The 21,907-nt window shown below is 73.6% G+C and carries 16 protein-coding genes and 2 pseudogenes; 14 read left to right on the forward strand and 4 right to left on the reverse strand.

Going from position 1 to position 21,907, the window contains the following annotated elements; genetic code table 11:
- Positions 1-5: 5 nt before the first annotated feature.
- The 8 genes from vioD to GHR20_RS05075 all read left to right on the forward strand — a co-directional run bounded on the left by vioD (position 6) and on the right by GHR20_RS05075 (position 10,423).
- On the forward strand, positions 6-1,166 hold the full coding sequence (vioD, locus tag GHR20_RS05040; protein WP_243877936.1) for a capreomycidine synthase: 1,161 nt from the start codon (positions 6-8) through the stop codon (positions 1,164-1,166).
- Positions 1,163-3,247, forward strand: coding sequence for an amino acid adenylation domain-containing protein (locus GHR20_RS05045; RefSeq protein WP_153812386.1), 2,085 nt, complete (start codon positions 1,163-1,165; stop codon positions 3,245-3,247). Before vioD ends, GHR20_RS05045 begins: the two co-directional genes overlap by 4 nt.
- A 166-nt stretch (positions 3,248-3,413) precedes the next feature.
- Entirely contained in the window at positions 3,414-4,448 is a 1,035-nt protein-coding gene (gene vioC / locus GHR20_RS05050) for an arginine beta-hydroxylase, Fe(II)/alpha-ketoglutarate-dependent (RefSeq protein ID WP_153812387.1), read from the forward strand.
- Between the two features lie 8 nt (positions 4,449-4,456).
- A complete protein-coding gene (locus tag GHR20_RS05055; protein ID WP_153812388.1) occupies positions 4,457-5,200 on the forward strand; it encodes a hypothetical protein in 744 nt (247 codons plus the stop codon).
- Positions 5,201-5,273: 73 nt separating this feature from the next.
- Positions 5,274-7,295 carry an NAD-dependent epimerase/dehydratase family protein gene (locus GHR20_RS05060; RefSeq protein ID WP_153812389.1) on the forward strand — a complete coding sequence of 674 codons (2,022 nt, stop codon included), beginning with the start codon at positions 5,274-5,276 and terminating at the stop codon, positions 7,293-7,295.
- Entirely contained in the window at positions 7,292-8,026 is a 735-nt protein-coding gene (locus tag GHR20_RS05065; protein WP_243877937.1) for a PIG-L deacetylase family protein, read from the forward strand. The genes GHR20_RS05060 and GHR20_RS05065 overlap by 4 nt, the downstream gene beginning before the upstream one ends.
- The gene (locus GHR20_RS05070; protein ID WP_153812391.1) at positions 8,019-9,251 is read left to right on the forward strand and encodes an ATP-grasp domain-containing protein; all 1,233 of its coding nucleotides are present in this window, start codon (positions 8,019-8,021) and stop codon (positions 9,249-9,251) included. The genes GHR20_RS05065 and GHR20_RS05070 overlap by 8 nt, the downstream gene beginning before the upstream one ends.
- A complete protein-coding gene (locus tag GHR20_RS05075; RefSeq protein WP_243877938.1) occupies positions 9,248-10,423 on the forward strand; it encodes a glycosyltransferase in 1,176 nt (391 codons plus the stop codon). Before GHR20_RS05070 ends, GHR20_RS05075 begins: the two co-directional genes overlap by 4 nt.
- Here GHR20_RS05075 and GHR20_RS05080 read toward each other — a convergent pair.
- Positions 10,388-11,977: a CocE/NonD family hydrolase gene (locus tag GHR20_RS05080; protein WP_243877939.1), complete on the reverse strand. Its 1,590-nt coding sequence runs from the start codon at positions 11,975-11,977 to the stop codon at positions 10,388-10,390. The two genes, GHR20_RS05075 and GHR20_RS05080, sit on opposite strands and share 36 nt — an antisense overlap.
- Positions 11,978-12,047: 70 nt before the next feature.
- On the opposite strand from GHR20_RS05080, the gene GHR20_RS05085 reads away from it, so the two are divergent.
- The 4 genes from GHR20_RS05085 to GHR20_RS05100 are packed head-to-tail and all read left to right on the forward strand — an operon-like array spanning position 12,048 to position 16,021.
- Complete coding sequence (locus GHR20_RS05085) at positions 12,048-13,556, forward strand: AMP-binding protein (protein ID WP_153812392.1); 1,509 nt, start codon at positions 12,048-12,050, stop codon at positions 13,554-13,556.
- Positions 13,553-14,485, forward strand: coding sequence for a macrolide 2'-phosphotransferase (locus GHR20_RS05090; protein ID WP_153812393.1), 933 nt, complete (start codon positions 13,553-13,555; stop codon positions 14,483-14,485). Before GHR20_RS05085 ends, GHR20_RS05090 begins: the two co-directional genes overlap by 4 nt.
- On the forward strand, positions 14,482-15,279 hold the full coding sequence (locus GHR20_RS05095) for an alpha/beta hydrolase (RefSeq protein ID WP_153812394.1): 798 nt from the start codon (positions 14,482-14,484) through the stop codon (positions 15,277-15,279). The genes GHR20_RS05090 and GHR20_RS05095 overlap by 4 nt, the downstream gene beginning before the upstream one ends.
- Positions 15,269-16,021, forward strand: coding sequence for a nucleoside 2-deoxyribosyltransferase domain-containing protein (locus GHR20_RS05100; RefSeq protein ID WP_153812395.1), 753 nt, complete (start codon positions 15,269-15,271; stop codon positions 16,019-16,021). The genes GHR20_RS05095 and GHR20_RS05100 overlap by 11 nt, the downstream gene beginning before the upstream one ends.
- Here GHR20_RS05100 and GHR20_RS05105 read toward each other — a convergent pair.
- The 3 genes and pseudogenes from GHR20_RS05105 to GHR20_RS38275 form a co-directional block, all read right to left on the reverse strand.
- Positions 15,997-16,560, reverse strand: a complete 564-nt coding sequence (locus tag GHR20_RS05105; protein WP_153812396.1) for a GNAT family N-acetyltransferase — start codon at positions 16,558-16,560, stop codon at positions 15,997-15,999. The genes GHR20_RS05100 and GHR20_RS05105 overlap by 25 nt on opposite strands.
- Positions 16,561-16,963: 403 nt before the next feature.
- Entirely contained in the window at positions 16,964-17,209 is a 246-nt protein-coding gene (locus GHR20_RS05110) for a hypothetical protein (protein WP_153812397.1), read from the reverse strand.
- A gap of 425 nt (positions 17,210-17,634) precedes the next feature.
- Positions 17,635-17,894 (reverse strand): annotated as a pseudogene (locus tag GHR20_RS38275) (transposase); the annotation flags it as partial.
- Positions 17,895-18,348: 454 nt separating this feature from the next.
- Between GHR20_RS38275 and GHR20_RS05120 the strand changes: the two are divergent.
- Both GHR20_RS05120 and GHR20_RS38280 read left to right on the forward strand, forming a co-directional pair.
- Entirely contained in the window at positions 18,349-20,382 is a 2,034-nt protein-coding gene (locus tag GHR20_RS05120; RefSeq protein ID WP_243877940.1) for a DUF4157 domain-containing protein, read from the forward strand.
- Positions 20,383-21,294: 912 nt separating this feature from the next.
- Positions 21,295-21,897: pseudogene (locus GHR20_RS38280) on the forward strand (Tn3 family transposase); the annotation flags it as partial.
- Positions 21,898-21,907 lie beyond the last annotated feature (10 nt).

Consider the following 21,907-nt stretch of genomic DNA (forward strand, 5'->3'; position numbering starts at 1 on the left):
CAACCATGAGCAGTCCGCGTCCGCCGGGTGAGGACCCCCCGGTGCTCGAAGAGTGGTACCGCCGGCACCTGGGCCCCGGCATCCACGACATCAGCTCCAGCGGCGTCCACCCGTACACCTTCGCGGAGATACGGGAGTTGTGCCGCATCCCGGCCGAGGACCTGGACGCGGTCGTCATGGACGACAGCGTCTCGCAAGGCGGCGCGGGCATCCGCCAGGCGATCGCCGACCGGTACGCGGGCGGCGACGCCGAGCGGGTGCTGGTCACCCACGGTTCCAGCGAGGCCATCGCGCTCACGCTGGGGGCGCTGCTGCGGCCCGGCGACCGGGTCGTCGTCCAGCAGGGCATCTACCATTCCCTTGGTCACTACCCCCGGGCGGCGGGCTGTGACATCGCCGCATTGCCGGCCGCGGCCGTGCGCGACGGCGAGATCGACCAGAGCGTGCTGGAGAGCCTGGTCACCGCGGGGACCGCGGCCGTCGTCGTCAACTTCCCGCACAACCCCTCCGGGGCCACGCTGTCGCCCCAGGGCCTGAAGGCACTGACCGAGCGGACCGCTTCCGTCGGCGCCACCCTGGTGTGGGACGCCGCCACCGCCGAGATCGCGCACCGCTGGGACGTGCTCCCGGACCCCGCCGCCACGCACGGCGACACGGTCTCCTACGGCACCTTCTCCAAGACCTTCGGCCTGCCGGGACTGCGGGTCGGCTGGGCCATCGCGCCGCCCGGACTCATCACCGCCACCTTCCCGCTGCGGGACCGGACCACGCTCTTCCTGTCGCCGCTGGTCGAGCTGATCGCCGAGCGGGCCATGCGCCACGCCGACGTGCTGATCGGCACCCGGGCGGCCGAGGCGCGGCGCAACCTGGCGCACCTCACCACCTGGATGACCGAGCACGAGGACCTGGTGCGCTGGACGCCGCCGGAGGGCGGGGTGTGCGCGCTGCCCGTCTTCCGCGCACTGGAGCGGGCCGCGGCCGGGCCCGCGGCGGTGGAGCGGCTCTGCCTGGACCTGCTCTCCCGCCACCGCACCCTGCTGGTGCCGGGTACGGCCTTCGGCGCGCCGTACGGCGCACGGCTCGGCTTCGGCGGACCGGAGGACCAGTTCCGGGCCGGACTCGCGGGACTCTCCGCGTTCCTGCGCACCCGGGGGGCCGTCCGATGACCGCCGCGGGCGCCCCCGACGTACTGGACCTGTGGGACCGCTGTGTACGTGAACACGCCTGCCGAACAGCATTGATGACGGTACGTCACATCTGGTCGTACCGGGCGGTGGACCGGTTGACCGACGCCTGGGCCGGTTCCCTGGCCGCGCGCGGCGCGGGTCCCGGACGGCTGGTGGGCCTGGCCTTCCCGGATCCCGGACGCACGGTGCTCGGCATGCTGGCGGCGCTGAAGGCAGGGGCGGGGTTCACCGTCCTGGACGACCGACTGCCCCTCGCCGCACGGGAGTCACTGGTGCGGCGTACGCGGGCCGCGGTCTGGCTCGGCGACGGCGCCCACGCACCCGCGACGGCCTACGTGCCGGCCGGGCCGCCCGGCGCCGACGGGGACATGGCCGATCGTGACAACTCGGGCCCGTACAGCGGCAGTCCGGCGGCGGGCGCGAACGGCTCCGCCCCGGACACCGGCGACCCCGCGGCGGGCGCGGGCAACTCGGCCCCGGACAGAGCCGGTTCGGTCGGCGCGGACGGCTTCGCGTCCCGGCGGTCGGTCCGGGCCTCCGGCGGCGACGTGGCGTACGTGCTGTTCACCTCCGGGTCCACCGGACCGCCCAAGGGCACGGTCGTCGAGCGGGACGCGCTGCGCAGGTTCGCCGTCGCGGTCGCCGGGCGGCTGGAGCTGACCGCCGGGGACCGCTGGCTCCAGGTCGCCGCACTGGGTTTCGACGTGCTGATCGAGGAGGTGTTCCCCGCGCTCCTCTCCGGCGCGGCCGTGGTGTGCCGGGCCGACACGCAGGCCCTGGACGCGGAGGAACTGCACACCATGATGGCCCGCACCGGGACCACGGTGGTGGAACTGTCCACGCAGTACTGGCTTGAGTACGCCCGCTGGCTCGACTCGCGCGGCCTGACCACGCCGGAGGCGCTGCGCCTGGTGGTGGTCGGCGGCGAACGGATGGACCCGCGGCCGTACCGGGAGTGGCAGGCCCGCCGGCCGGCCCGGCTGGCCCACGTCTACGGACTGACCGAGTGCACCGTCAGCTCCACCTTCTACACCGGGCTGCTTCCGGCCGACGCCGAGGAGGTCCCGCTCGGCATGCCGCTGCGGGACGTGGAGATCAGTGTCCGGCGCGACGGCCGGCCCGTGCCGCGGGGCGCGTCCGGAGAGATCCACATCGGCGGACCTCTGCTGGCGCGCGGCTTCCTCGACGACGAGGCCGCCACCGCCCGCCGGTTCGTGCTCGACCCGCTGTCCGCCTCCCTTGGGGCTCGGGTGTACCGGACGGGCGATCTGGGGCGGATCGACGCCGACGGACACCTGGTCTTCCTCGGGCGGCTCGACGACCAGGTGAAGATCCGCGGGCACCGGCTGGAGCCGGCTCGGGTGGAGCGGGCCCTGTGCGCGGACCCCGCCGTGGATCAGGCCGTGGTGTTCCCCGATCCGCGGACCGGTACCGCGCTGTGGGCCTTCACGGTCCCGGCGGACCCCGAGCACGCGCCGCCGCCCGGCGCGGCGGTCCGGGTGGCCGGGCCGGAGAAGGACGCCCTGCTGGCACCGCTGGCGGCGCACCTGCCGGACTGGGCCGTGCCCCGGGTGGTGTTCCGGGTGTCGGGCCTGCCGAAGAACCGGCACGGCAAGATCGACAAACGCCGGTTGGGCGACTGGGTCGCGGCGGAGCACGTCGCCGTGCGCAAGGAGCCGGACACGGCGGAGGGCCCACGGACACCCCTGGCGTCCCGGGCACCCCTGGCCCCTCTGGCCCCTCTGGCCCCTCTGGCCCCTCTGGCGCCGACCGGATCGCGGACACCGGGTCAGGCGCCGGGTTCCCGACCGGAGCCCCGCGACGAACCGCTGTCCACGGTGACGGACCTGTTCCGCGAGGTACTGGACGCGCCGGGGATCGGCCCCGACGACGACTTCTTCGATCACGGCGGCCAGTCCCTGCTGGCCATGCGTCTGCTCGCGCGGCTGCGCGGGTGCTTCCCGGCGGCGGCCGGGCTGCGGGCGAGCGCTCTGCTCCGGTGTCCGACCCCCCGGCTGCTGGCCGAAGCGCTCCGTGCCGGCGAGGCCGCCCGGCGCTGAGCCCATCGCGGCACGCGGAACGCTACGCGCCCCGTTCGGACCACCGCGCCGCCGGCACCGCCCGGACCACCGCACCACCGGAACCACCAGAACCACCCGAGGGCCCGCGCGCCCGGCTCCGGCCGCCCGCGGGCAGTAACCACCCGACACTCAACGAGAGTTGGTCATGTCGAACCTCACCGACCAGTCCACACCCTGCTACACCCTCAGCCCCGACGAGGCCGCCGCGACCGCCGGGCTCACCCTCGAACTGGCCGCCGCCTACCCCTCCTTCGGCGACGCCGGCCTGCTGCGCGACCTGCCGCGGCTCGCGGCCCGGCTGCCGCTCGGCGTGCAGCACTTCCTGCGCGACTTCAAGCTGGCCGACCGCCACGGCCATGTGGTCGTGCGCGGGCACGAGTTCGACCAGGGGCGCATCGGGCCCACCCCCGAGCACTGGCGCGGACGCCACCGGCCCGGGCCGGAGTTCCCCGAGGAGCTGCTGCTGATGCTGTACTCGGCGCTGCTGGGCGAGCCCTTCGGCTGGGCCACGCAGCAGGACGGCCACCTCGTGCACGACATCTTCCCGATCCGCCGGCACGAGAACGACCAGCTCGGCATGGGCAGCAAGCAGCTGCTGACCTGGCACACCGAGGACGCCTTCCACCCCTACCGCAGCGACTACCTGATCCTGGGCGCCCTGCGCAATCCGGACCATGTGCCCACCACGGTCGGCGAGTTGGACCTGGCTTCGCTGGACGAGGACGATATCGACATCCTCTTCGAGCCGCGCTTCTGGATCGCGCCGGACGAGTCGCATCTGCCGAAGAACAACACCATCGCCTCCGAGGAGGAGGCCGCCCGCTTCGCCACCATCCAGAAGATGCTCGACGAGCGTCCGCTCGGCCCGCTGCTCTACGGCTCGCGGCAGGACCCGTACATGCGTCTGGACCCGTACTTCACCTCCGTGCCCGAGGACGACGCCGACGCCCGGCGTGCCTACGACGCGTTGTTCAAGGTGGTGGACGCCGGGATGCGGGAGGTGGTCGCGGACCAGGGCGACGTGCTCTTCATCGACAACCACCGGGCGGTGCACGGCCGCCTGCCGTTCCAGCCCCGCTACGACGGCACCGACCGGTGGCTCAAGCGGATGTGTGTCACGGCCGACCTTCGCCGTTCCCGTCCGATGCGGGCCACGGCCGAGACGCGGCTGCTGGGCTGAGCGCACCCGTGGCACTCACCCTCACCGACCTGTCCCGCGATCCGTGGCTGCTGCCCGAGGTGGACGCGCTGATCGGCGCCAACATGCCCGCGTTCATGGGCTGGGAGTCCCCCGGCAACTGGCGCTGGCACGGCATGTACGAGAGCTGCCCCGCCCATCAGTTCTGCCTGGTGGACGACGGCGGGCGGCTGGTGGCGGCGGCCAACGGGCTGCCGGTGCGGTGGGACGGCACCGCCTCGTCGCTGCCCTCCGGCAGTGACGAGGTCCTGGTCGAGACCGTCGACCACGGCCCGCCGGACCACCCGGACGCCCTCTGCATGCTGTCGGTGTCCGTCGATCCCGCGCACCGGGCGGCCGGCCACGCCGAGCGGCTGCTGGCCGAGGCCCGCACCAGGACCGCCGAGCAGTGCCCCCGCGGCCTGATCATCCCGGTCCGGCCCACCCGCAAGCCCCGTTACCCCCTGATCCCGATCGAGGAGTACGCCGCCTGGCGCCGCCCCGACGGCCGCTGCTTCGATCCGTGGCTGCGCACCCACCTCGAACTGGGCGCCCGGCAACTGGGCTTCGCCAAAAGGTCCCTGGTGATCCGTCAGCCGGTGTCCCGCTGGGCTGAGTTCCTCGGGCATCCGCTGCCCGGGCCGGGCGCCCATCCACTGCCCGGCGGCCTGGTGCCGCTGCGGGTCACCGCCGACGGATACGGGACCTACGCCGAACCCAACATCTGGGTGCACCACGCGGGGGCCATGCCCTGACCCCCGCCGCCGCGGTCCTCGCCGTGGCGTGCACACCCCTCGCGATCCATCCCCATGCGACCCCTGGAGAATCATGCCTCCCGTACGTCTCGCCATCGTCGGATGCGGCGCTGCCGCACGCGGCTGCCACGTGCCCGCCCTGCCGCCGCTGAAGGGCGATGTGCGGCTGACCGCGCTCATCGACCGGGACCCACGCCAGGCGCGGGCCGCGCTCGATCTGTACCGCGAGCTCGGCGGCACCGGTGCCGACCAGGTGGTGATCGCGGCCGATCCGGCCGAGGCCGCGGACGCCTTCGACGCGGCCGTGGTCGTCGTACCGCACACCTCGCACGCCGGGACCGTCGAGTCCCTGCTCGCGGCCGGCAAGCACGTGCTGCTGGAGAAGCCCATGACCACCTCGGTCGAGGATGCCCGGCGCCTGGTCGCGCTCGCCGCCGACGACTCCGCGCCGCTGCTCGCGATGGCCCACCCGCGGCGGCTGTTCCCCGCGTACGCCTGGGTCAAGCGGCTCATCGAGAACGGCGACCTGGGCGATGTGGTGCGGGTCGACTGGGCGGAGGGCCACCCGTATGCCTGGGAGCCGGTCTCCTGGTCGATGTTCGACCGGCGGCTCGCGGGCGGCGGAGTGCTCACCGACACCGCCTCGCACGTCTTCGACACGCTGCTGTGGTGGCTCGGCCCCGAGGTGCGGGTCGTCCGCCACCTGGACGACTCGCTGGGCGGGGTGGAGGCCGACGCGATCACCCATCTGCGGTTCGGCGGGGTCGACGTGCACTGCGCGTTCAGCCGGCTGCGCGACCTCGGCATCTCCTGCACGGTGACCGGCACCAGGGCGACCGTCACCATCGGGACCGACTTCCCGGCCGGCGAGTGCACCCTGGTCTCCTCCGACGGCGTGGAGCTGCACCGGGGAGACGTGGCGGCGGTGGCCCCCGCCCAGGGCGAGTGGGAGCTGCTGTTCACCGAGCAGCTCGCCAACTTCGCCGCGGCCGTGCGCGGGACCACCCCGGCGCACTCCGGTCCCGAGGACGGCCTGCGCGTCGTCGAGCTGATCCAGGAGTGCTACGGCGGCGCCCGCGAGGAGGCCGCCCGGCCCTGGACCATCCGCCGCGCCGAGACCGGCGTCAAGGACACGCTCACCGGCACCGTGGCGGTCACCGGTGCGAGCGGCTTCATCGGCGGCCGCGTCGTCGAACGGCTCGCGCTGGGCACGCGGGCCACCGTACGGCCGGTGGTGCGCGGCTTCGGCCGGGCCGCGCGGCTGTCCGTGCTGCCGCAGGAGCGGCTGGAGTTCCGCCGGGCCGACCTGCTGGACACCGACGGCCTGCGGGCCGCCTTCGAGGGGTGCGACACCGTCGTGCACTGCGCCTTCGGCAGCGCCGGCGAGGAGGCGGACCGCTGGGCGGCCTCCGTCGAGGGCACCGCGAACGTGCTGGCCGCCGCCCGCGCCGCCGGCGTCCGCCGGGTGGTGCACCTGAGCACCATCGACGTCTACGACCCCGCCGTCGCCGGTGAGCTGACCGAGGAGTCGCCGGGCCGCCCGGCGGACCCCGCCGACCGCGAGTACGAGCAGCAGAAGCTCGCCGCCGAACGGCTGGTGCTCGACGCCCACGGCCCGGAGCTGGAGACCGTCGTCCTCCAGCCCGGCGTGGTCTACGGGCCCTGGGGCGGTCAGTGGACCACCGCCCAGCTCGGCCGCGCCGCAGGCGACTTCGCCGCACTCCCGACGGGCGAGGACACCGGCGTGTGCAACGCCGTGTACGTCGACGATCTGGTGGAAGCGGTGCTCCTGGCCGCCGCGAAGGAGGCGGCGGCCGGTCAGCGCTTCCTGGTCGGCAACGGCGAACCGCTCGGCTGGGGACGGTTCTTCGACGCGATCCGTGACCTGCGCGGCCTGGACGGTCCGGCGGGGCGGACCGCCGGGACCCCGGTGCCGGACTGGGAGCTGGAGCTGTACCGCTCGACCGCCCGGGCCCGGTACGACAAGGCCGAACGCCTGCTCGGCTTCACCGCGCGGACCCCCTTCGCCACGGGCGTGGAGCTGACCGGGCAGTGGGCGGTCTGGGCCCGGCAGGCGCCGGAGGCGCGGTCGTGACGGGCCTCACCGATGTGCTGGTGGTCGCGCCGCACCCCGACGACGACGTCATCGGCTGCGGCGGCTCCATCGCCAAACACGTCCGGGACGGGGCCCGGGTGACGGTGGTCGTCGTCATCGGGCGTGAGCGCAGCGCCCTGGACGACGCGGTCACCGACGCCGACTTCGCCGCCGAGACGCGGGCCGCCGCGAAGACACTGGGCGTGCACCGCTGCATCCGCCTCGACGAGCCGTCACGGGACTTCGCACTCTCCCGCCGGGTGCACCTGGAGTTGGTGCGGGTGCTGCGGGAGGTGCGGCCGCAGCTGGTCTATCTGCCGCACGACAACGACGACGACGTCGAACACCGCATGGTGCACCAACTGACCACCGAGACGCTGTGGATGGCGCAGTCGGAGTTCTTCCAGGAGACGGGCGGGCGGCCGATGCCGGCGCCCCGGCTGGTGCTCGGATACGAGGTGTGGGCGCCGATGGCCCGGTTCCAGTACGCGGAGAACATCGACGAACAGATCGAGACCAAGGTCGAGGCGATGCGCGCGTACGTCTCGCAGTTGCGGCACGCCGCCTGGGACGAGGGTGTCCGCGGCCTGGCCCGCTACCGGGGCACGGTGTCCGCGGGCTCGGGCCACGCGGAGGTGTTCCAGGTGCTGAGCCTGCGCACCCCGCCCGCGGCCGGCGGTCCCGGCGCCGGCGGAGCGACCGGCGACGGGCCGGGAGGCGGCCGTGACTGAGCGGCTCCTGGTCTGCGGGCTGGGTTCGGGGATGGACCATTCGCTGGCGGAACTGCGGTCGCCGAGCCGTGAGTTGACCGTGATCACCGACGCGCCGACCGACCGCGCGCGGGCGGCCGCGGACACGCTGCTGGTCTGCGACCCGACCGACGGCACGGCGGTCCTCGCGGAGCTGTCGGCGGCCGGTGTCGACCGGCTGGACGGCGTGTTCTCGCTCGGCGCGGACAATCCGCCGGTGATCAGCGCGGTGGCCCACCGGTTCGGCTGCCCCGGCCTGCCCCTGGAGACGGCGCTCGACTGCACGCTCAAGGACCGTCGGCTGGCGATCCTGCGCGCGGCGGGCCTGGACCTGCCCCGGTTCGCGACCGCCGGGAGTGTGCGGGAGGCGGTGCGGGCGGTCGCCGAGGTCGGTCTGCCGGCCGTCATCAAACCGATCGATCAGACCGGTTCGCTGGGCGTGCTGAAGGTGGAGTCGGCCGAGGCGGTACGGCAGGGGGCGGCCGAGGCGCTGCGGCTCAGCCCCGTCGGCCGGATCGTCGTCGAGGAGTTCCTGGAGGGCACCGAGCACACCCTGGCCGCGTTCATGGCCGACGGCGAGCTGCACCGGTTCGGTTTCGGCGACCGGGAGTACGGGCGCAAGGAGGAGTTCGCCCCGTACTTCTTCGAAGGCGGCGACACCCTGCCCAGCCGGCTCACCGCCGAGCAGATCGAGGAGGTCACCGAGACCGTCCGGCGCGGGGCCCGGGCACTGCGGCTGGACCCCGCGGTGATCAACACCGACATCCTGCGCACCCGTGACGGCCGGGTGGTGCTCCTGGAGATCACCTGCCGTCTCACCGGCGCGCGGATCGCCACCGAGGTGATGCGGCTGGCCACCGGGGTGGACCCGCTGCCCAACGTGGTGCGGCTGGCTCTCGGCCGGCCGCTGGAGCTGTCCGAGCTGCGCCCGACCCGACGCGGGGCGGCGGTCCAGCGCTTCCTGCCCGCGGACGGCGGAGTGGTGGAGTGGGCCGGCAACCCGCGGGACGTCGCCCGCCGGGCGGGGGTGCACGACGTCTTCTGGGGGATGGAGCTCACGCCCGGGACCGTGGTGCCGCCCTTTCGCGGCGGGGCCGACGTGCTGGCCGGGGTGATCGCGTACGCCGACGAGCGCGCCGCGGCGGAGGCGGTCGCCGAGCGCACGCTGCGCGCGCTGCCCCTGCGGTTCAAGGCGGCGACGCGATGACCACGACACCGGCGACGACCGGCCGCGGGCCGCTGGACGCGCCCGCCCGCACACGCACCGACGAGACGAGGGAGAACGAGATGGCCACCGATTCGGTGGACGAGACCGCGGTCGAGAAGGGGATCGCCCGCACGGCCGTGGTCATCGCCCTGCGCGACGACCTGCGGATCGCCGACTGCATCGCGTCGATCGACGAGGACGTCGAGATCGTGCTGGCGCTGAACGGGCCCACCGAGGCCGTGCTGAAGCTGATCGCCGAGCATCCGAGGCCGCTGACGGTCACCGAGATCGAGGACGTCGGCAACCTGGGCGCGGCCTACAACGCGGGGGCCGCCGCCACCGACCGGCAGTACCTGCTGCTGATGGACTCCGACTGCACCTTCGCCCCGGGGGTGGTGCGGTCCATGGTCCGCGCGGTCCTCACCGACCCGGTGGTCAAGGGGCAGGTGGTGTACGGGGAGTCGGACGGCCTGCTCAGCAGACTGACCGCCCGGGTGCGGGAGTTCGACGAGGGCGACTACGTCAGCGCGCTGTCCCCGCCGCTCGTCTACAACCGGACGATCGTGGACCACATCGGCGGATACCACTTCGACGAGCTGATCCACTGGTGCGAGGACCGGGAGTTCGACTTCCGGCTCCAGCTGGCCGGCATACCGGTGGTGTACCTGCCCGAGGCCCGGATCTTCCACGACGCCCAGCACGGCTTCGCGAACATGCGCAGTTACTTCCGCTACGGCGTCGGCGAGGGCATCGCCCAGGAGACGGGCGTGTTCACCACGCCGGCCGTGCCGGTGCTGTGGCGCTGGTACGAGGCGGTCCGGACCCTGGCGCACTGCGCCCGCGGCAAGGGGGCGGGGGCCGCGGCGTACTACGCGCTGCTGAAGATCGCCTTCCATACGGGCACCGCGCACCATCTGCTCAACGATCCCTACGGGGTGCGGGACCGCTACCCGGCCTCGGCCAAGCGGGCCCGTATGGTGCGGTCGATCCCGCAGCACAGCACCCGCCTGACCAAGGCCCAGCTGCGGCGGCTGCGCCGGGCGCACTGGGAGGCGGGCCGGCGGATCGAGAAGGTGGCGGACCTCTCGGTCTTCCATCAGGACGCCGCCGGCCCCGCCGTCCGCCCAGCCGTCTCCTCAGCCGTCGGCGAGACGCGGCAGCACCAGGCGTGAGGGATGGTCACCGCCGTGGTGGACGGTGTGGTGCGCGACCGCCCGGGGATGGACGTCGAAGCGTGGCGCGTTGCTCGCCGCGACCTCCAGCCGGACGCGGTGGCCGGTGCGGAACACATGGCCGATCGCCCCGAGGCGGACGGTGACCTCGGCCGGCCGGCCGGGAGCGGGCGCCGCGTCCTCCCCCACCGGCTCCAGCCGCTGGATGCCGTCGCACAGCAGCTCCGCCCGGCCGTCGGGCCGGACGTCGACGAGTTTGCCGGTCATGTCGGCGCCCGCCGCGTCCGGCGTGACGTACACCGTCAGGACGGTGTCGCCGACCACGGTCAACGGGGCGGTGAGCGGTGCGCCGGTGAAGCACAGGACGTCGGCGCGCCGCTCCACCTCGCGCTGGTCGAGCGGGCCGCAGTCGGCGCCGGTGAACTGGCCGGGCAGGGCGGTGGCGCCGCCGGTGGTGGGCACCGGGTCGGCCGGGTCGTGCCGGATCGTGTCGCGGCCCGCGGCGCGCGGGGCGGGTCCGGGCGTGAGCCGCCGGCCGTCCAGGTGGAGCACGTGCTCCTCGGTGCCGGGGACCGGCCAGTCGGGGAAGGCGCGCCACTCGTCGGCGCCGGTGAGGAAGAGCCGCACCGGCGCCGAGGCCGCCGCACCGGTCGGGCGCCCGCGCAGATGGCGGTCGAAGTGGTCCAGGTGCAGACCGGTGACGTCGAGCCGCTGCTCGTCGGCGGCGAGCCCGTAACGGCGCTGGGGAAATATCCCGCCGGTGACGCAATGGGACCAGGGCCCGACCACCAGACGCGATTCCACGCCCTGTTCCCGAATTCCCCGGAAATTCTCCAGGGCGCCGGCGAGGAATATGTCGTACCACCCCGTCACATGGAGGGACGGAACGTTTATCGACGGATACGAGTCGCGGGGGGATGCGGCTTTCCAGTAGGGGTGACCGGTGGGATGTCCGAGCCATTGCCGGTAATAGGGCGCGAGCCGGTCCAGGAGGTAGGCGACGGCATCCGGATCCGCGTACAGGGCATCGATCCGGTCGACGGCGGCCGCCACCTCGGCCAGCTCCGGCCCGGTCAGCCCGGCCCCGTCGAGCAGCAGGTCGTACAGCACCCAGTAGAGGAGGAAGCCCAGTTGCAGGGCGCCACCCTGACGGGTCCAGCCCTCGTCGAACCCCGAGCCGGCCACGTGCGGGACGACGGCGCCCAGGCCGGGCGGCCGCTCGCCCGCCGCGAGCAGCGCGGCCATGCCTTCGTACGAGCGGCCGAACAGGCCCGCCGAGCCGTCGCACCAGGGCTGCCGGACGGCCCAGGCGACGGTGTCCGCGCCGTCCGGGGCTTCGTTCCAGTACGGCTCGAAGGCGCCGCCGGAGGCGAACCGGCCGCGGACGTCCTGCACCAGCAGGGCGTAGCCCGAGCGGACCAGCCGCAGTCCGTCGACCGAGGCCCCGCCGGGACTTCCCGACTTCCCGTAGGGCGTCCGGCGGACGAGCACCGGTACCGCCCCGGTGGTGTCCGGGCGGTAGAGATCGGCGCTCAATAACACGCCGTCGCGCATGGGTATTTGCACATCGTGTTCCACAACAATACGCACCCGCCAATAATCCACCAGGACCCGGGAATTCACAATGACGTCCTCCGCAGCATCATTTCTGGAACCATTCTTCGACACGGCGCGCGACGATCCGGGCCGGCCGGCCGTCGTCGACAACGGGCTCGTGCTCACCTACGGCACCTTCGCCGCCTGGGTGCTGGCCGTCGCCGCCGCCGTGGAACCGCGCACGGCACAGCCCCAGCCGCCCGTGGGCGTCGTGGCGCATTACTCGGCCCGTGACGTGGCGGCGCTCCTCGGTGTGCTGACGGCGGGACGGGCGTACGTGCCGCTGGAGGCCCACCACCCCGGGGTCCGGCTGGAGGCGATCCTGCGCCGGGTCGGCTGCCAGGAGGCGGTGGCGACCGCGGACACCGGCTGGCAGCCCCCCGTCGCGAAGGTGATCCGGCCCCGCTGGGCGCCCACCCCCGGGGCGCCCCTCGCCGCGCCGCGGCCGGACCCGCGTCCCGGGGACCCGGCGTACGTGCTGTTCACCTCGGGCTCCACCGGCGAACCGAAGGCAGTGGTCGTCCCGCACCGGGCGCCGGCGGCCGTGGTGCCGCCGCTGCGCGCCCTGTACGGCATCGGCGAGGACGACTCCGTGCTGCACTTCCACGGGGCGGGCGGTGACACGAGCCTGGAGGAGATCCTCCCGACCCTGACGGCGGGCGCCACCCTCGTGATCGACGACGCGGCGCGGGAGGGGTTCGCCCAGGTGGCGGACGAGCAGCAGGTCTCGGTGGCGGTGCTGCCCACCGGGTTCTGGGCCGGTCTGACGGGTGATCTGCTGCGCCGGGGCGCCCGGCTGCCCGCGTCCCTGCGCACCGTGGTGATCGGCGGGGAGGCGGTGCGCGCCGACATGCTGGAACGCTGGCACCGGCTCGGCGGCTCCGAGGACGTACGGCTGCTCAACACCTACGGCTCCACGGAGACCGCGCTGGTCACGCACGCGGTGCGGCTCGCCGGGCCGGGCGCCCCCGCGCTGCCGGAGACCGGCGCGGACCTGCCCATCGGGTCTCCCCTGCCGCACGTCGGCCAACGCGTCGACAGGACGGGCGAGTTGTACGTGTCCGGGCCGGGGCTGGCCCTCGGCTATCACGGGGACCCGGAGGCGACGGCCGCCCGCTTCACCGAACGGGACGGCGCCCGCTGGTACCGCACGGGCGACCTGGTCGGCGAGACGCCCGGCGGCGCCCTGGTGTTCAAGGGCCGCTCCGACCACCAGGTCAAGATCCGCGGCTTCCGGGTGGACCTGCTCGACGTCGAGGAGCTGATCAGGCGGTGTGCGGGCGTGTCGTCGGTCGCGGCCGCCAGGGTGGACCGGGCCGGGCACTCCTCGCTGGCCGCGTTCTTCGTTCCGCTGCCGGACGCCGATCCGGGCGAGGTCGCCGCGGCCCTTCGTGACCGGCTGACACGGACGGCGCCACCGCATCTCGTGCCCGACCTGATCCTCCCGGTGGACGCGCTGGAGCGGACCCACACCGGCAAGGTCGACCGCGACGCCACCCGGGACCGCCGCCTGGGTGCCGTGGAGGCCGCCCGATGACCGCGGCCACGGCTCCGGACCCGGTGGCCGCCGAGCTGGCCGCGTACGCCTCGCGGAGGCTGGGCGTGGCACTCGTACCGGAGTCCGCGCGCGGCGACGACAGCGGCTGGGACTTCCGCGTCACCCACATCCGCGCCGCCGACGGCACGTACTGGATCCTGCGGCAGCCGCGCCGGCCCGAGGCAGCCGGCCGGCTGGCCGTGGAGGGCGCCGTGCTCGGCGCGGTACGCGACCGGGTGCCGGTGGCCGTGCCCGACTGGCGGTTGCGGACCCCGGACCTCGTCGCCTACCCGCGACTGCCCGGCGAGGCGGCGGGCAGCGAGGACCCGGACACCCTGGTCTACGGCTGGTCGATGGACCCCCTGGCCCACCCGGACCGCTACCTGGACCCGCTCGCCCGCTGCCTGGCCCAGGTGCACTCCACCCCCCTGGACGGAACCTGGGCACGGGCGGTCCCGCGGCCGTCCGGGCCCGAGGCCGTGCGCTCCCGGATCGCGGACCGGCTGGCCCGCGCCCGTACCGAACTGGAGCTGCCCGCCGCCCGGGTGCGCCGCTGGCAGGAGTGGCTGGACGACGACCAACTGTGGCCCGGCCGCCTGGTGCTCGTCCACGGCGACGTGCACCCCGGCCACACCCTGGTGGAGCGCGGCCCGGCCGCCCCTCCGGTGCTGTCGGCCCTGCTGGACTGGGCGAACGCGGGCATCGGTGATCCGGCGGCGGACTTCGTCGACATGCTGTACGCGGGTGGCACGGACGTCCTCGACCGGCTGCTGGACGCCTACCGGGCGGCGGGCGGCGACGTGCCCGCCGGCCTGCGGTCGCACATCCTGGCCCGGGCGTCCTTCCTCTGGGTCCATGTGGCGCTGCGCGGCCTGGACACCGGCCGCCCGGCGTGGACCAGGACCGCGCTGCGGAGGATGGCACGGTGAGCGGGGGGACGGCGTACACGGTCCACGGCTCCAAGGGGCGGCCGGTGGTCCTGGTCGCGGGCGCGGGCGGCACCGGCCGGATCTGGGAGCACCACCAGGTGCCCGCGCTCGCCGGGGCGGGCCACCGGGTGTTCACCTTCGACCACGCCGCCGCGGGCGCCGGCCCCGGCGAACTGGCCGCCGTCGTAAGGGAACTGCTCACCACGCTGGGGCTGCCGCCCTGTCCGCTCGTCGGCCACTCCCTGGGGGCCCTGGCAATACAGGAGTTGCTCGTCACCGATCCGCACCTGGCGACCGGCGCGGTGCTGGCCGCGACACGGGGCCGCCCCGACCCGGTGAGCGAGGCACTGGCCCGCGCCGAGGCCGCGTACACCGGGACGGGGGGCCGACTCCCGCCGGAGTACGAGGCGTTCGTACAGCTGGTGCTGAACCTCTCGCCCAGGACCCTGGCCGACGAGGGCGCGGTCGCAGAATGGCTGGACTTGTTCGAGATCGCCGCGTTCAGCGGTGCCGCCGCCGGTGTGCACCACCCGCGCCCGCCCGTCGCCGACCGGCTGGACGCGTACGCGCGGATCGCCGTACCCCTGCTGGTGGTGGGTTTCGCCGACGACGTGCTGGCCCCCGCGCACCTGGGCCGCGAACTGGCCGCTGCGGTGACCGGCGCCCGGTACACGCAGCTGGCGGACACCGGCCATCTCGGTTTCCTGGAACGGCCCGACGCCTTCAACACCGTCCTGCTGGACTTCCTGGCCACCCTCCCCACGACCGATCACGGAGCGTCCCATGCCCGCTGAGTCCCCCGCGAAGACCCATGCCCCGGTCGAGGTCGTGTACGTCGGCCAGGAGCCGCCCGGGGCCTGGGAAGCGGCCGTGTACCTGTGCGGGCCCACGCCCACCGACCCCGCGCAGCCGTCCTGGCGCCCGGCCGCGGTCGCCGCTCTGCGTGCCGCCTGGCAGGTCCCGGGGCGGCTGGCGGTCTTCCTGCCGGAGCCGGCCGCCGACGGCTCCTACCCCTCGTACGCGGACCAGATCGCCTGGGAGGAGGAGGCGATGCGCCGCTCGGACGTGGTGCTGTTCTGGGTCCCCCGGGACATGCGCCGGCTCCCCGGGCTGGTGTCCAACATCAAGTGGGGGGTGTGGCACGACTCGGGCCGGGCGGTGCTGGGCGCGCCGCCGGAGGCCGAACGCATGACGTACCTCCTGCACTTCGCCGAGGCGTTCGGGGTGCCGGTGGAGCGCACTCTCGCCGGGGCGGCGGCAGCGGCCCTGCGCGCGGTGGGCCGGGGCTCCCGCCGTACCGGTGGCGAGCGGGCCGTCCCGCTGGCGGTGTGGCGGTCCGAACCCTTCCGGAAGTGGTACGCGGGCCGTCCGGCGGGCTGGCGGCTGCTGGACGCGCGCGTGGAGTGGTACGAGCGGGCCGCGGCACCGGACGGGGTCCCGGCGTGGCTGCTGACCGTGACGTGCGAACCGGGTGCCGGGGCCGCCCCGGTCGTGCGGCGGCTGCTGTCGGCTCAGGGGCAGGGCATGCTCATGTAGAGCGCCTGCTCGCCCTCGGAAGGGGTGCCGTCGTACAGGGAGGTGTCCAGCCCGCAGAAGGCGAAGCCCATCCGCCGGTACGCGTGGATGGCCGGCGCGTTGACGTTGGTGACCTCCAGCCAGAGGTGCCCGGCACCCCGCTCGCGGGCGAACTCCGCCCCGAGCCCCATCAGCGCGCGGCCGACCCCCCGGCCGCGGTGCTCCGGTGCGACCTCGATGTCCTCGACGGTCAGCCGACGGTTCCACCCGGAGTACGACACGGTGAGGAACCCGGCCAGGTCACCGGCGGCCCCCCGGGCGACGAAGGTGCGGGAATTCCCGTCATCGCCGTCCTCCCCGTCGCCGTGCGCCTCCTCGTCGGGGAACACCTTGGTCAGGGGCGGGTCCACGGGGATCTCCCGGAGCGCGAACCCGTCGTCACCGGCGGTCACCCGGAAGACCGTGTTGGTGGTGAAGGACCCGTCCAGGGCCTCGATGGCCTCGGCGTCCTCGGGGACGGCGATGCGGTACCGGTAGGCGGTGCTGTCAGCGGTGGTCACGGCACGACGCTAGGTCCGACCGGAGAACGACAGGCGGCTTTCGGCCGACCACGCCCGCGCCCCGGAGGCGGCAGACCGCGACCCCGGTTCGGTCGGCATGCCCACCTGGTCCCCACGTCAACTGCCCCCGCCGCACAGTTACGGCGAGCGGGTCCACGGGCGCTCGGCCGAGGTGCGCCCGTAGTCGGTGAGCGTCTCCCCTGGCCGGACCGGCTGACGAATGACGCCTCGGGCCCCATCTTCTGGAAGTGCGGGGCGGGGTCCACAACCGGTGTCCCGTCGACCGCGTCGAGGTCCTCGAGGTCGAAGACGACCACGGCGGTTCTCGGTGCAGCGGTGATCAGCGTGGCCGGTCACTCGGTCTCTCCGTGGTAGATGCGGATCATCTGTACGGCGAGAGCACTCATCGGACACGCCCGACGAGGAGCGGCACCAGGCCGGTGGCCTTCGGGCTCTGCCGGTACAGAGCCCGGCGGGCGGCGTGTACGCTGCGCCGGGCGAGGCAGAGTATGCCGGCCGGGACGCGGCACTCCGGGCACGGCACGGAGTAGGCGCCGTGCCGGAACCGGGCTGCGGTCGCGTGCGCGGCGTCGTGAGCGGCGTCCGCGGCTGGGGAGGGAATGAGGACGGACAGGGTGGTGCTGCTCATGGAGGGGCATCTCCTTGCGGTGGCGAGGGCGGGCCGGCCCTCAGTTCCTGTACGTCGCATCGCCAGTTCTTGTTACGGTGCCCGCGTTTCGTCTGGTCAGTGGCCCGGCCAGTCGACGATGACGAAGGTCATACGGGCGAATCCGGTGGTGCTGCCTCGCCCATGCCGGAAATCGAGCCCATGAGGAACTCGGGATTGCCGTCCGGCAGGAGACCTCCGTCGGTGACCGAGCCGTCGACGTAGTGCTTTGCAGCAACAGCAGCCTGACCCTCCCTGAGAGACCGCCGATGCGCCCGGCCGTCGACCGGGCCGGCCGCTGGAGGCCGGAATCCTTCGGGCCCCGGACGGCGTACCTGCGTCCCGCCAAGCAGAAAGGAAGGATCCGATCGTCCGGCCCGTACACATCCCTCGGTGTGTTTGCCGGCTCACAGCCGTCTTCGGCTGTTGGCGGTGCGGTCGGAGACAAGGCCGGCGATGGCGCGGTAGGTGCCGGGCAGGCGGTCGCGGCGCGTGCCCAACGGGTCGGTTGCTTCCCGCGTTTGTGGTCCGCGAGGGCGCGTTCGACGGTGATGCGGTCGGATGAGCGGCCGCGGCGGTCGCGTTCCCACTGTTCGCCTCTGCTGGGCAGTGCTCCCGGCCGGGGCTCTCTCGGCGGTGTGATCGCTTGCCCGCGGTGGTCGCGGCTCGGGCTGAGGTCCCGCAGCCCGCGCTCCCCGGCACCCGCCCGGCGATGTTTCCGCGAACCCCAGCGGAGCTCCGATGCGGCTGCCGAAGAGGCGGATGAGCCGAAGGGGCAGATGAACTGCCCTGTGGGGCAGAGTTCCGACAGGACGGGTGTCCGCATGGCGCAACGCCACTGATGAGGCGCGTGTCGCGGGGGCGGGCGTTCTCCGGTCCGCCGGCCGGCGCTTTCGGATGTGATGCCGGTGGTTCTACCGTCGATGGCATCGTTTCGGTGAGGGGCATCGATGAGGGCGCACGACAGGAAGCGTTCGGAGGCCGCGGACGGCCGGGAAAGGGCCGTCCGCACGGCCGCGCCCGGCGGATTACCGGGGTTGCAGGCGAGCGTCGGCAATCAGGCGGTGCTGAGGATGATGCGCCGCGCGCGGGAGGGGGACGACCGCCGGCAGGGAGCGGCGGTGCAGCGCACCGGTGCGGAGGCCGGCCCGCACGCTCCTGACCGCTCCGACGTGGAGGCCGGTCTGCGCGACCTGGGCCGCCCTCTGGACCAGGCCACGCGGCTCCGCAAGGAGGAGCAGTTCCAGGCCGACCTCTCCGATGTCCGGCTGCACACCGGTCCGTCCGCCGCACAGGCCGCGGCCGCCGTTCAGGCCCGAGCGTTCACGGTGGACCAGGACATCGTGATCGGCGAAGGGGGCGGCGATCCCCGGACACTGGACCACGAGTTGACGCACGCGGTCCGCAATCGGCAGCGGGCCTCGGTCGGGCATCCGACAGGCGGTGGGTTCCGCATGACGCGCCCGGACGACAGCGAGGAAAGGGAAGCGGAGGCGAACGCCTCGCGGATGCGCTCCGGCGGCACCAGCACGGTTCTGGGGGAGGGCGCCGGCCACCGGAGTGCCGGGGGAGGCCGCGCTCACGCGGACGGCCGGTCCTCGGACACGGCGGTCCAGCGCACGGGGCCGACCGACACCGCCGAGGAGCCCGCTGCCGAGGCGGCCGAGCCGGCGGAGGGAGCGGCTCCGAAGGGCAAGGAGATCATCGCCCGCCTCAGCCAGTCGATCGAGCAGAACACCGTCCAGGCGACGTCCAAGCGGAACGTCTTCGCCCCCGGCACGTGGTGGCCCGAGCAGTGGATGGTCCAGGGCCCCTCGCGGCTGCGGAAGACCCTGGACCGACGTGTGATGCGGGGTGAGGCGTTCGGCGACCAGGACCTGGACGACATCAGGCAGCTCTCCTCGGTCAACCAGCAGTGGCTGAAGGACGTGGGGATCGGAACGTACGACGAGGCCGAGAAGTACGCTGAGGGGCCGTTCAAGGACTGGTTGAAACTGGCCGCCGGTAAACGCATCCTCACCGCGACCCTGGCCGTCCGCAAGAACCACCCCATCCTGCGGAAGCCGGGAGTCCTCACGCCGACGGACCCGGCCTACACGCTCGGCCGGTTCATGCTCACCCGGGCGCCCGGCACCACGCCGGAGGAACGGCAGGGCCTGGAGCGGGAGCGCGACCAGCAGATCCGGGACACCGCCGTCGACACCCTCTATCCGGAGGGTGTGGCTGACGCGCGCAGGCATGAGGGTGCCGTACCGGCCGAGGGCGCCGCGTTGGGCAAGGGCAAGAAGAAGGCCCCCGACTACGCGAAGAAGGACGCCCAGGGCCGTGAGATGCTCACCAAGATCCTTCTCGTGCTGCGTCATGGGCTTGAGCTCTACAACCCGGCGAAGGGCGCGCACGAAGCCGACTACGAGCAGGACGTCGTCCGCGCGCTGGCCCACGGAGGTCGCGTCAACGTCCGGATTCCCGCCCTGAGTTCCAAGGACGAGGCAGCCTACCGACTGCCGCACTTCCTGGGCGTGACCAAGGACGACACCAAGGGGGAGCCCGCGGACGGCGTGACGGAACGGGACTTCGCCACCCACCGCACCTCCATCGGCGCCAACAAGGGTGAGACACCGGGCAAGTTCAAGGAGAAGGGCGGCGTCATGGCGTCCCTCACGAACAAGCTCTCCGTCGGCGCGGCCAGCCCCAAGCTGTGGGGGCAGGACATCTCGGGCGGCGGATTCGGCTCCAAGGACTGGAACGGCGACATGGTCCTTCCGAACGGCTCGTACGGCCATGTCCTGCTGGTCTACCACCGCCCGACCACGGAGAAGGACGGGTCCCTCCAGATCGGCATCGAGACCATCGCACCGCACGCGGACAGCCCGGTCGGGTACGAGCACGACTTCCGCTCCACCGAAGCCACCTCGAACCCCGAGTCGGTCCTGCACGGCCACAAGGGAGACAAGATCGGCTCCGGCGGCCTCGGCAAGAACGAACGCCTCGTCGACCTCCGGGCGATGGGCGCGTCCCACCCCAGTGGCGACTGGCGGACCTACCTGGACGAGATCCAGCGCGACTGGGAGAGCGCACTCACCAGGACCGGCGAAGTCTCACCGCAACGCCGGGCGCTCTACGAGGAGTTGGTCGGCCCCCGCGCCAGGGCGTGACACCGGCGCACCGCGGCGGCACCGGGGCTGGTGCGGGCCCCTCCAGGGTCGGGCGATGTTCGCCGGGCCGGCCACCACCCGGTGTCAGTTCGGCGTCCGGGGCCCAGGACGACTGGCGCGGAAAGCTCGCACCACACCGTCTTGCCGTCCGGCCCCAGGTCCGCTCCCCCACCTCTCCGCCAGGGTGGTCACGAGTTCAGTCTCCGATGATCCGAAAGAAGCGACCCAGCAGGGCGAGGCAGGCGACCGTGACCGCCAGGGAGGCGAGGAGGAACGGGTCGCTCAGCCGCGCGGTAAGCGGCACCCGGTGGCCAGTTCCCCGGCGTACCCGACCGAGCCGCGCCCAGCGATCGCTCCCGCGCTGCCCAGAGCCGCTGCCCCATGGCCGAGCGCGGGACCAACGCGGCGTCCCGGGCGCCGGCAGATCCGCCCGATCCCGCGTCCCCGGCGGCGCCGCCGGGCAGAAGGCGGTCGGCCGTCCCGCCGGCCCGTTGGGTCGAGCGGGCTCCCGGCGAGCGGCGTGCCCAGGTGCCGCGGCCCACCGGGCACCGGCGCGGGGCCGTTGGGCGTATCCGCTCCGGCCCCACCGCCGAGGGCCCCGTGATCGATGACCAGCCTGGTGGGGGATGATCCCCTCATGACGGACGAGTGGTTGCCGGAGCGGTGAAGCCTCAGCCCCGGCGCAGCATCATGATGACGAGGACGACGAGGACGATGACGACGATGGTGCCCAGACCTATGTACACGGCTCCTGCTTTCTCTTGAGTGAGTGACACCATCGGTGCCTCGGAATCCCCATTGCCCCCGTCGGACCGGTACACGCCACCATCTTGGCATCGGATAGTTCCGTACTCGCACGGCTACCGCGGAGCCGCTGGCGCATCCGATGTGCCGGCGGCGCGTAGCCGTCACCGGGACGCGTACGTGGTGTGCGTGCTGGAGGCAGCTGCACCGGGCCCTGAACCACCGCGACGTCTTCGCCTCACCCTCGCACCGCTGCTCCCACCCCCGCGCCCGCCTGCTGGACGGGCCCGGCCGGGACGCGGTCGAGGAGGACGTCCTGGCGGCTCTGAGCCTGGACATGCCCGTCACCGAGCATCTGGCGGAGCTGGTGCGGGGCCCTGGACGACCGGCGGTTCTGGCGGGCCACCCTGCCCGGCGTCGAAACCGGCACCCACGGCACGGTGGAGGGCCTGGCCCGCAACCGCGTGCACCTGAACAAGGTGATCACGCACTGTGCCCGGCGCGCTCGGCCTGGTCCTCAACACCATCGTGCTCTGGACGACCCGCTGCATCGACGCCGTCGTCGCCCGGCTGAAGGCCGAGGGCCACGAGATCCGGGGCGAGGACATCGCCCAGCCCTCCCCGCTCAAGCACCGCGACCCGAATCTGCTCGGCCGCTACCGCTTCACCGCCGGCGTCCCGGCCGCCGGCGTCCCGGCCACCTGCGCCCTGCGCCCGCTGCGCGACCCGGACGCGACCGAGCTGGATGAGGACGAGACCGGCGCGGAATGAATCCGGGCCG

The organism is Streptomyces sp. SUK 48 (genome assembly GCF_009650765.1).
Classification (GTDB): Bacteria; Actinomycetota; Actinomycetes; order Streptomycetales; family Streptomycetaceae; genus Streptomyces.

Excerpts from the sequence above, each read along its gene's own strand:
- GHR20_RS05080 (WP_243877939.1), bottom strand. The coding sequence starts at position 11,977 with ATGCGCGACGGCGTGTTATTGAGCGCCGATCTCTACCGCCCGGACACC.
- GHR20_RS05045 (WP_153812386.1), top strand. The coding sequence starts at position 1,163 with ATGACCGCCGCGGGCGCCCCCGACGTACTGGACCTGTGGGACCGCTGT.
- GHR20_RS05075 (WP_243877938.1), top strand. The coding sequence starts at position 9,248 with ATGACCACGACACCGGCGACGACCGGCCGCGGGCCGCTGGACGCGCCC.
- GHR20_RS05060 (WP_153812389.1), top strand. The coding sequence starts at position 5,274 with ATGCCTCCCGTACGTCTCGCCATCGTCGGATGCGGCGCTGCCGCACGC.
- GHR20_RS05085 (WP_153812392.1), top strand. The coding sequence starts at position 12,048 with ATGACGTCCTCCGCAGCATCATTTCTGGAACCATTCTTCGACACGGCG.
- vioD (WP_243877936.1), top strand. The coding sequence starts at position 6 with ATGAGCAGTCCGCGTCCGCCGGGTGAGGACCCCCCGGTGCTCGAAGAG.
- GHR20_RS05090 (WP_153812393.1), top strand. The coding sequence starts at position 13,553 with ATGACCGCGGCCACGGCTCCGGACCCGGTGGCCGCCGAGCTGGCCGCG.
- GHR20_RS05110 (WP_153812397.1), bottom strand. The coding sequence starts at position 17,209 with ATGAGCAGCACCACCCTGTCCGTCCTCATTCCCTCCCCAGCCGCGGAC.
- GHR20_RS05100 (WP_153812395.1), top strand. The coding sequence starts at position 15,269 with ATGCCCGCTGAGTCCCCCGCGAAGACCCATGCCCCGGTCGAGGTCGTG.
- vioC (WP_153812387.1), top strand. The coding sequence starts at position 3,414 with ATGTCGAACCTCACCGACCAGTCCACACCCTGCTACACCCTCAGCCCC.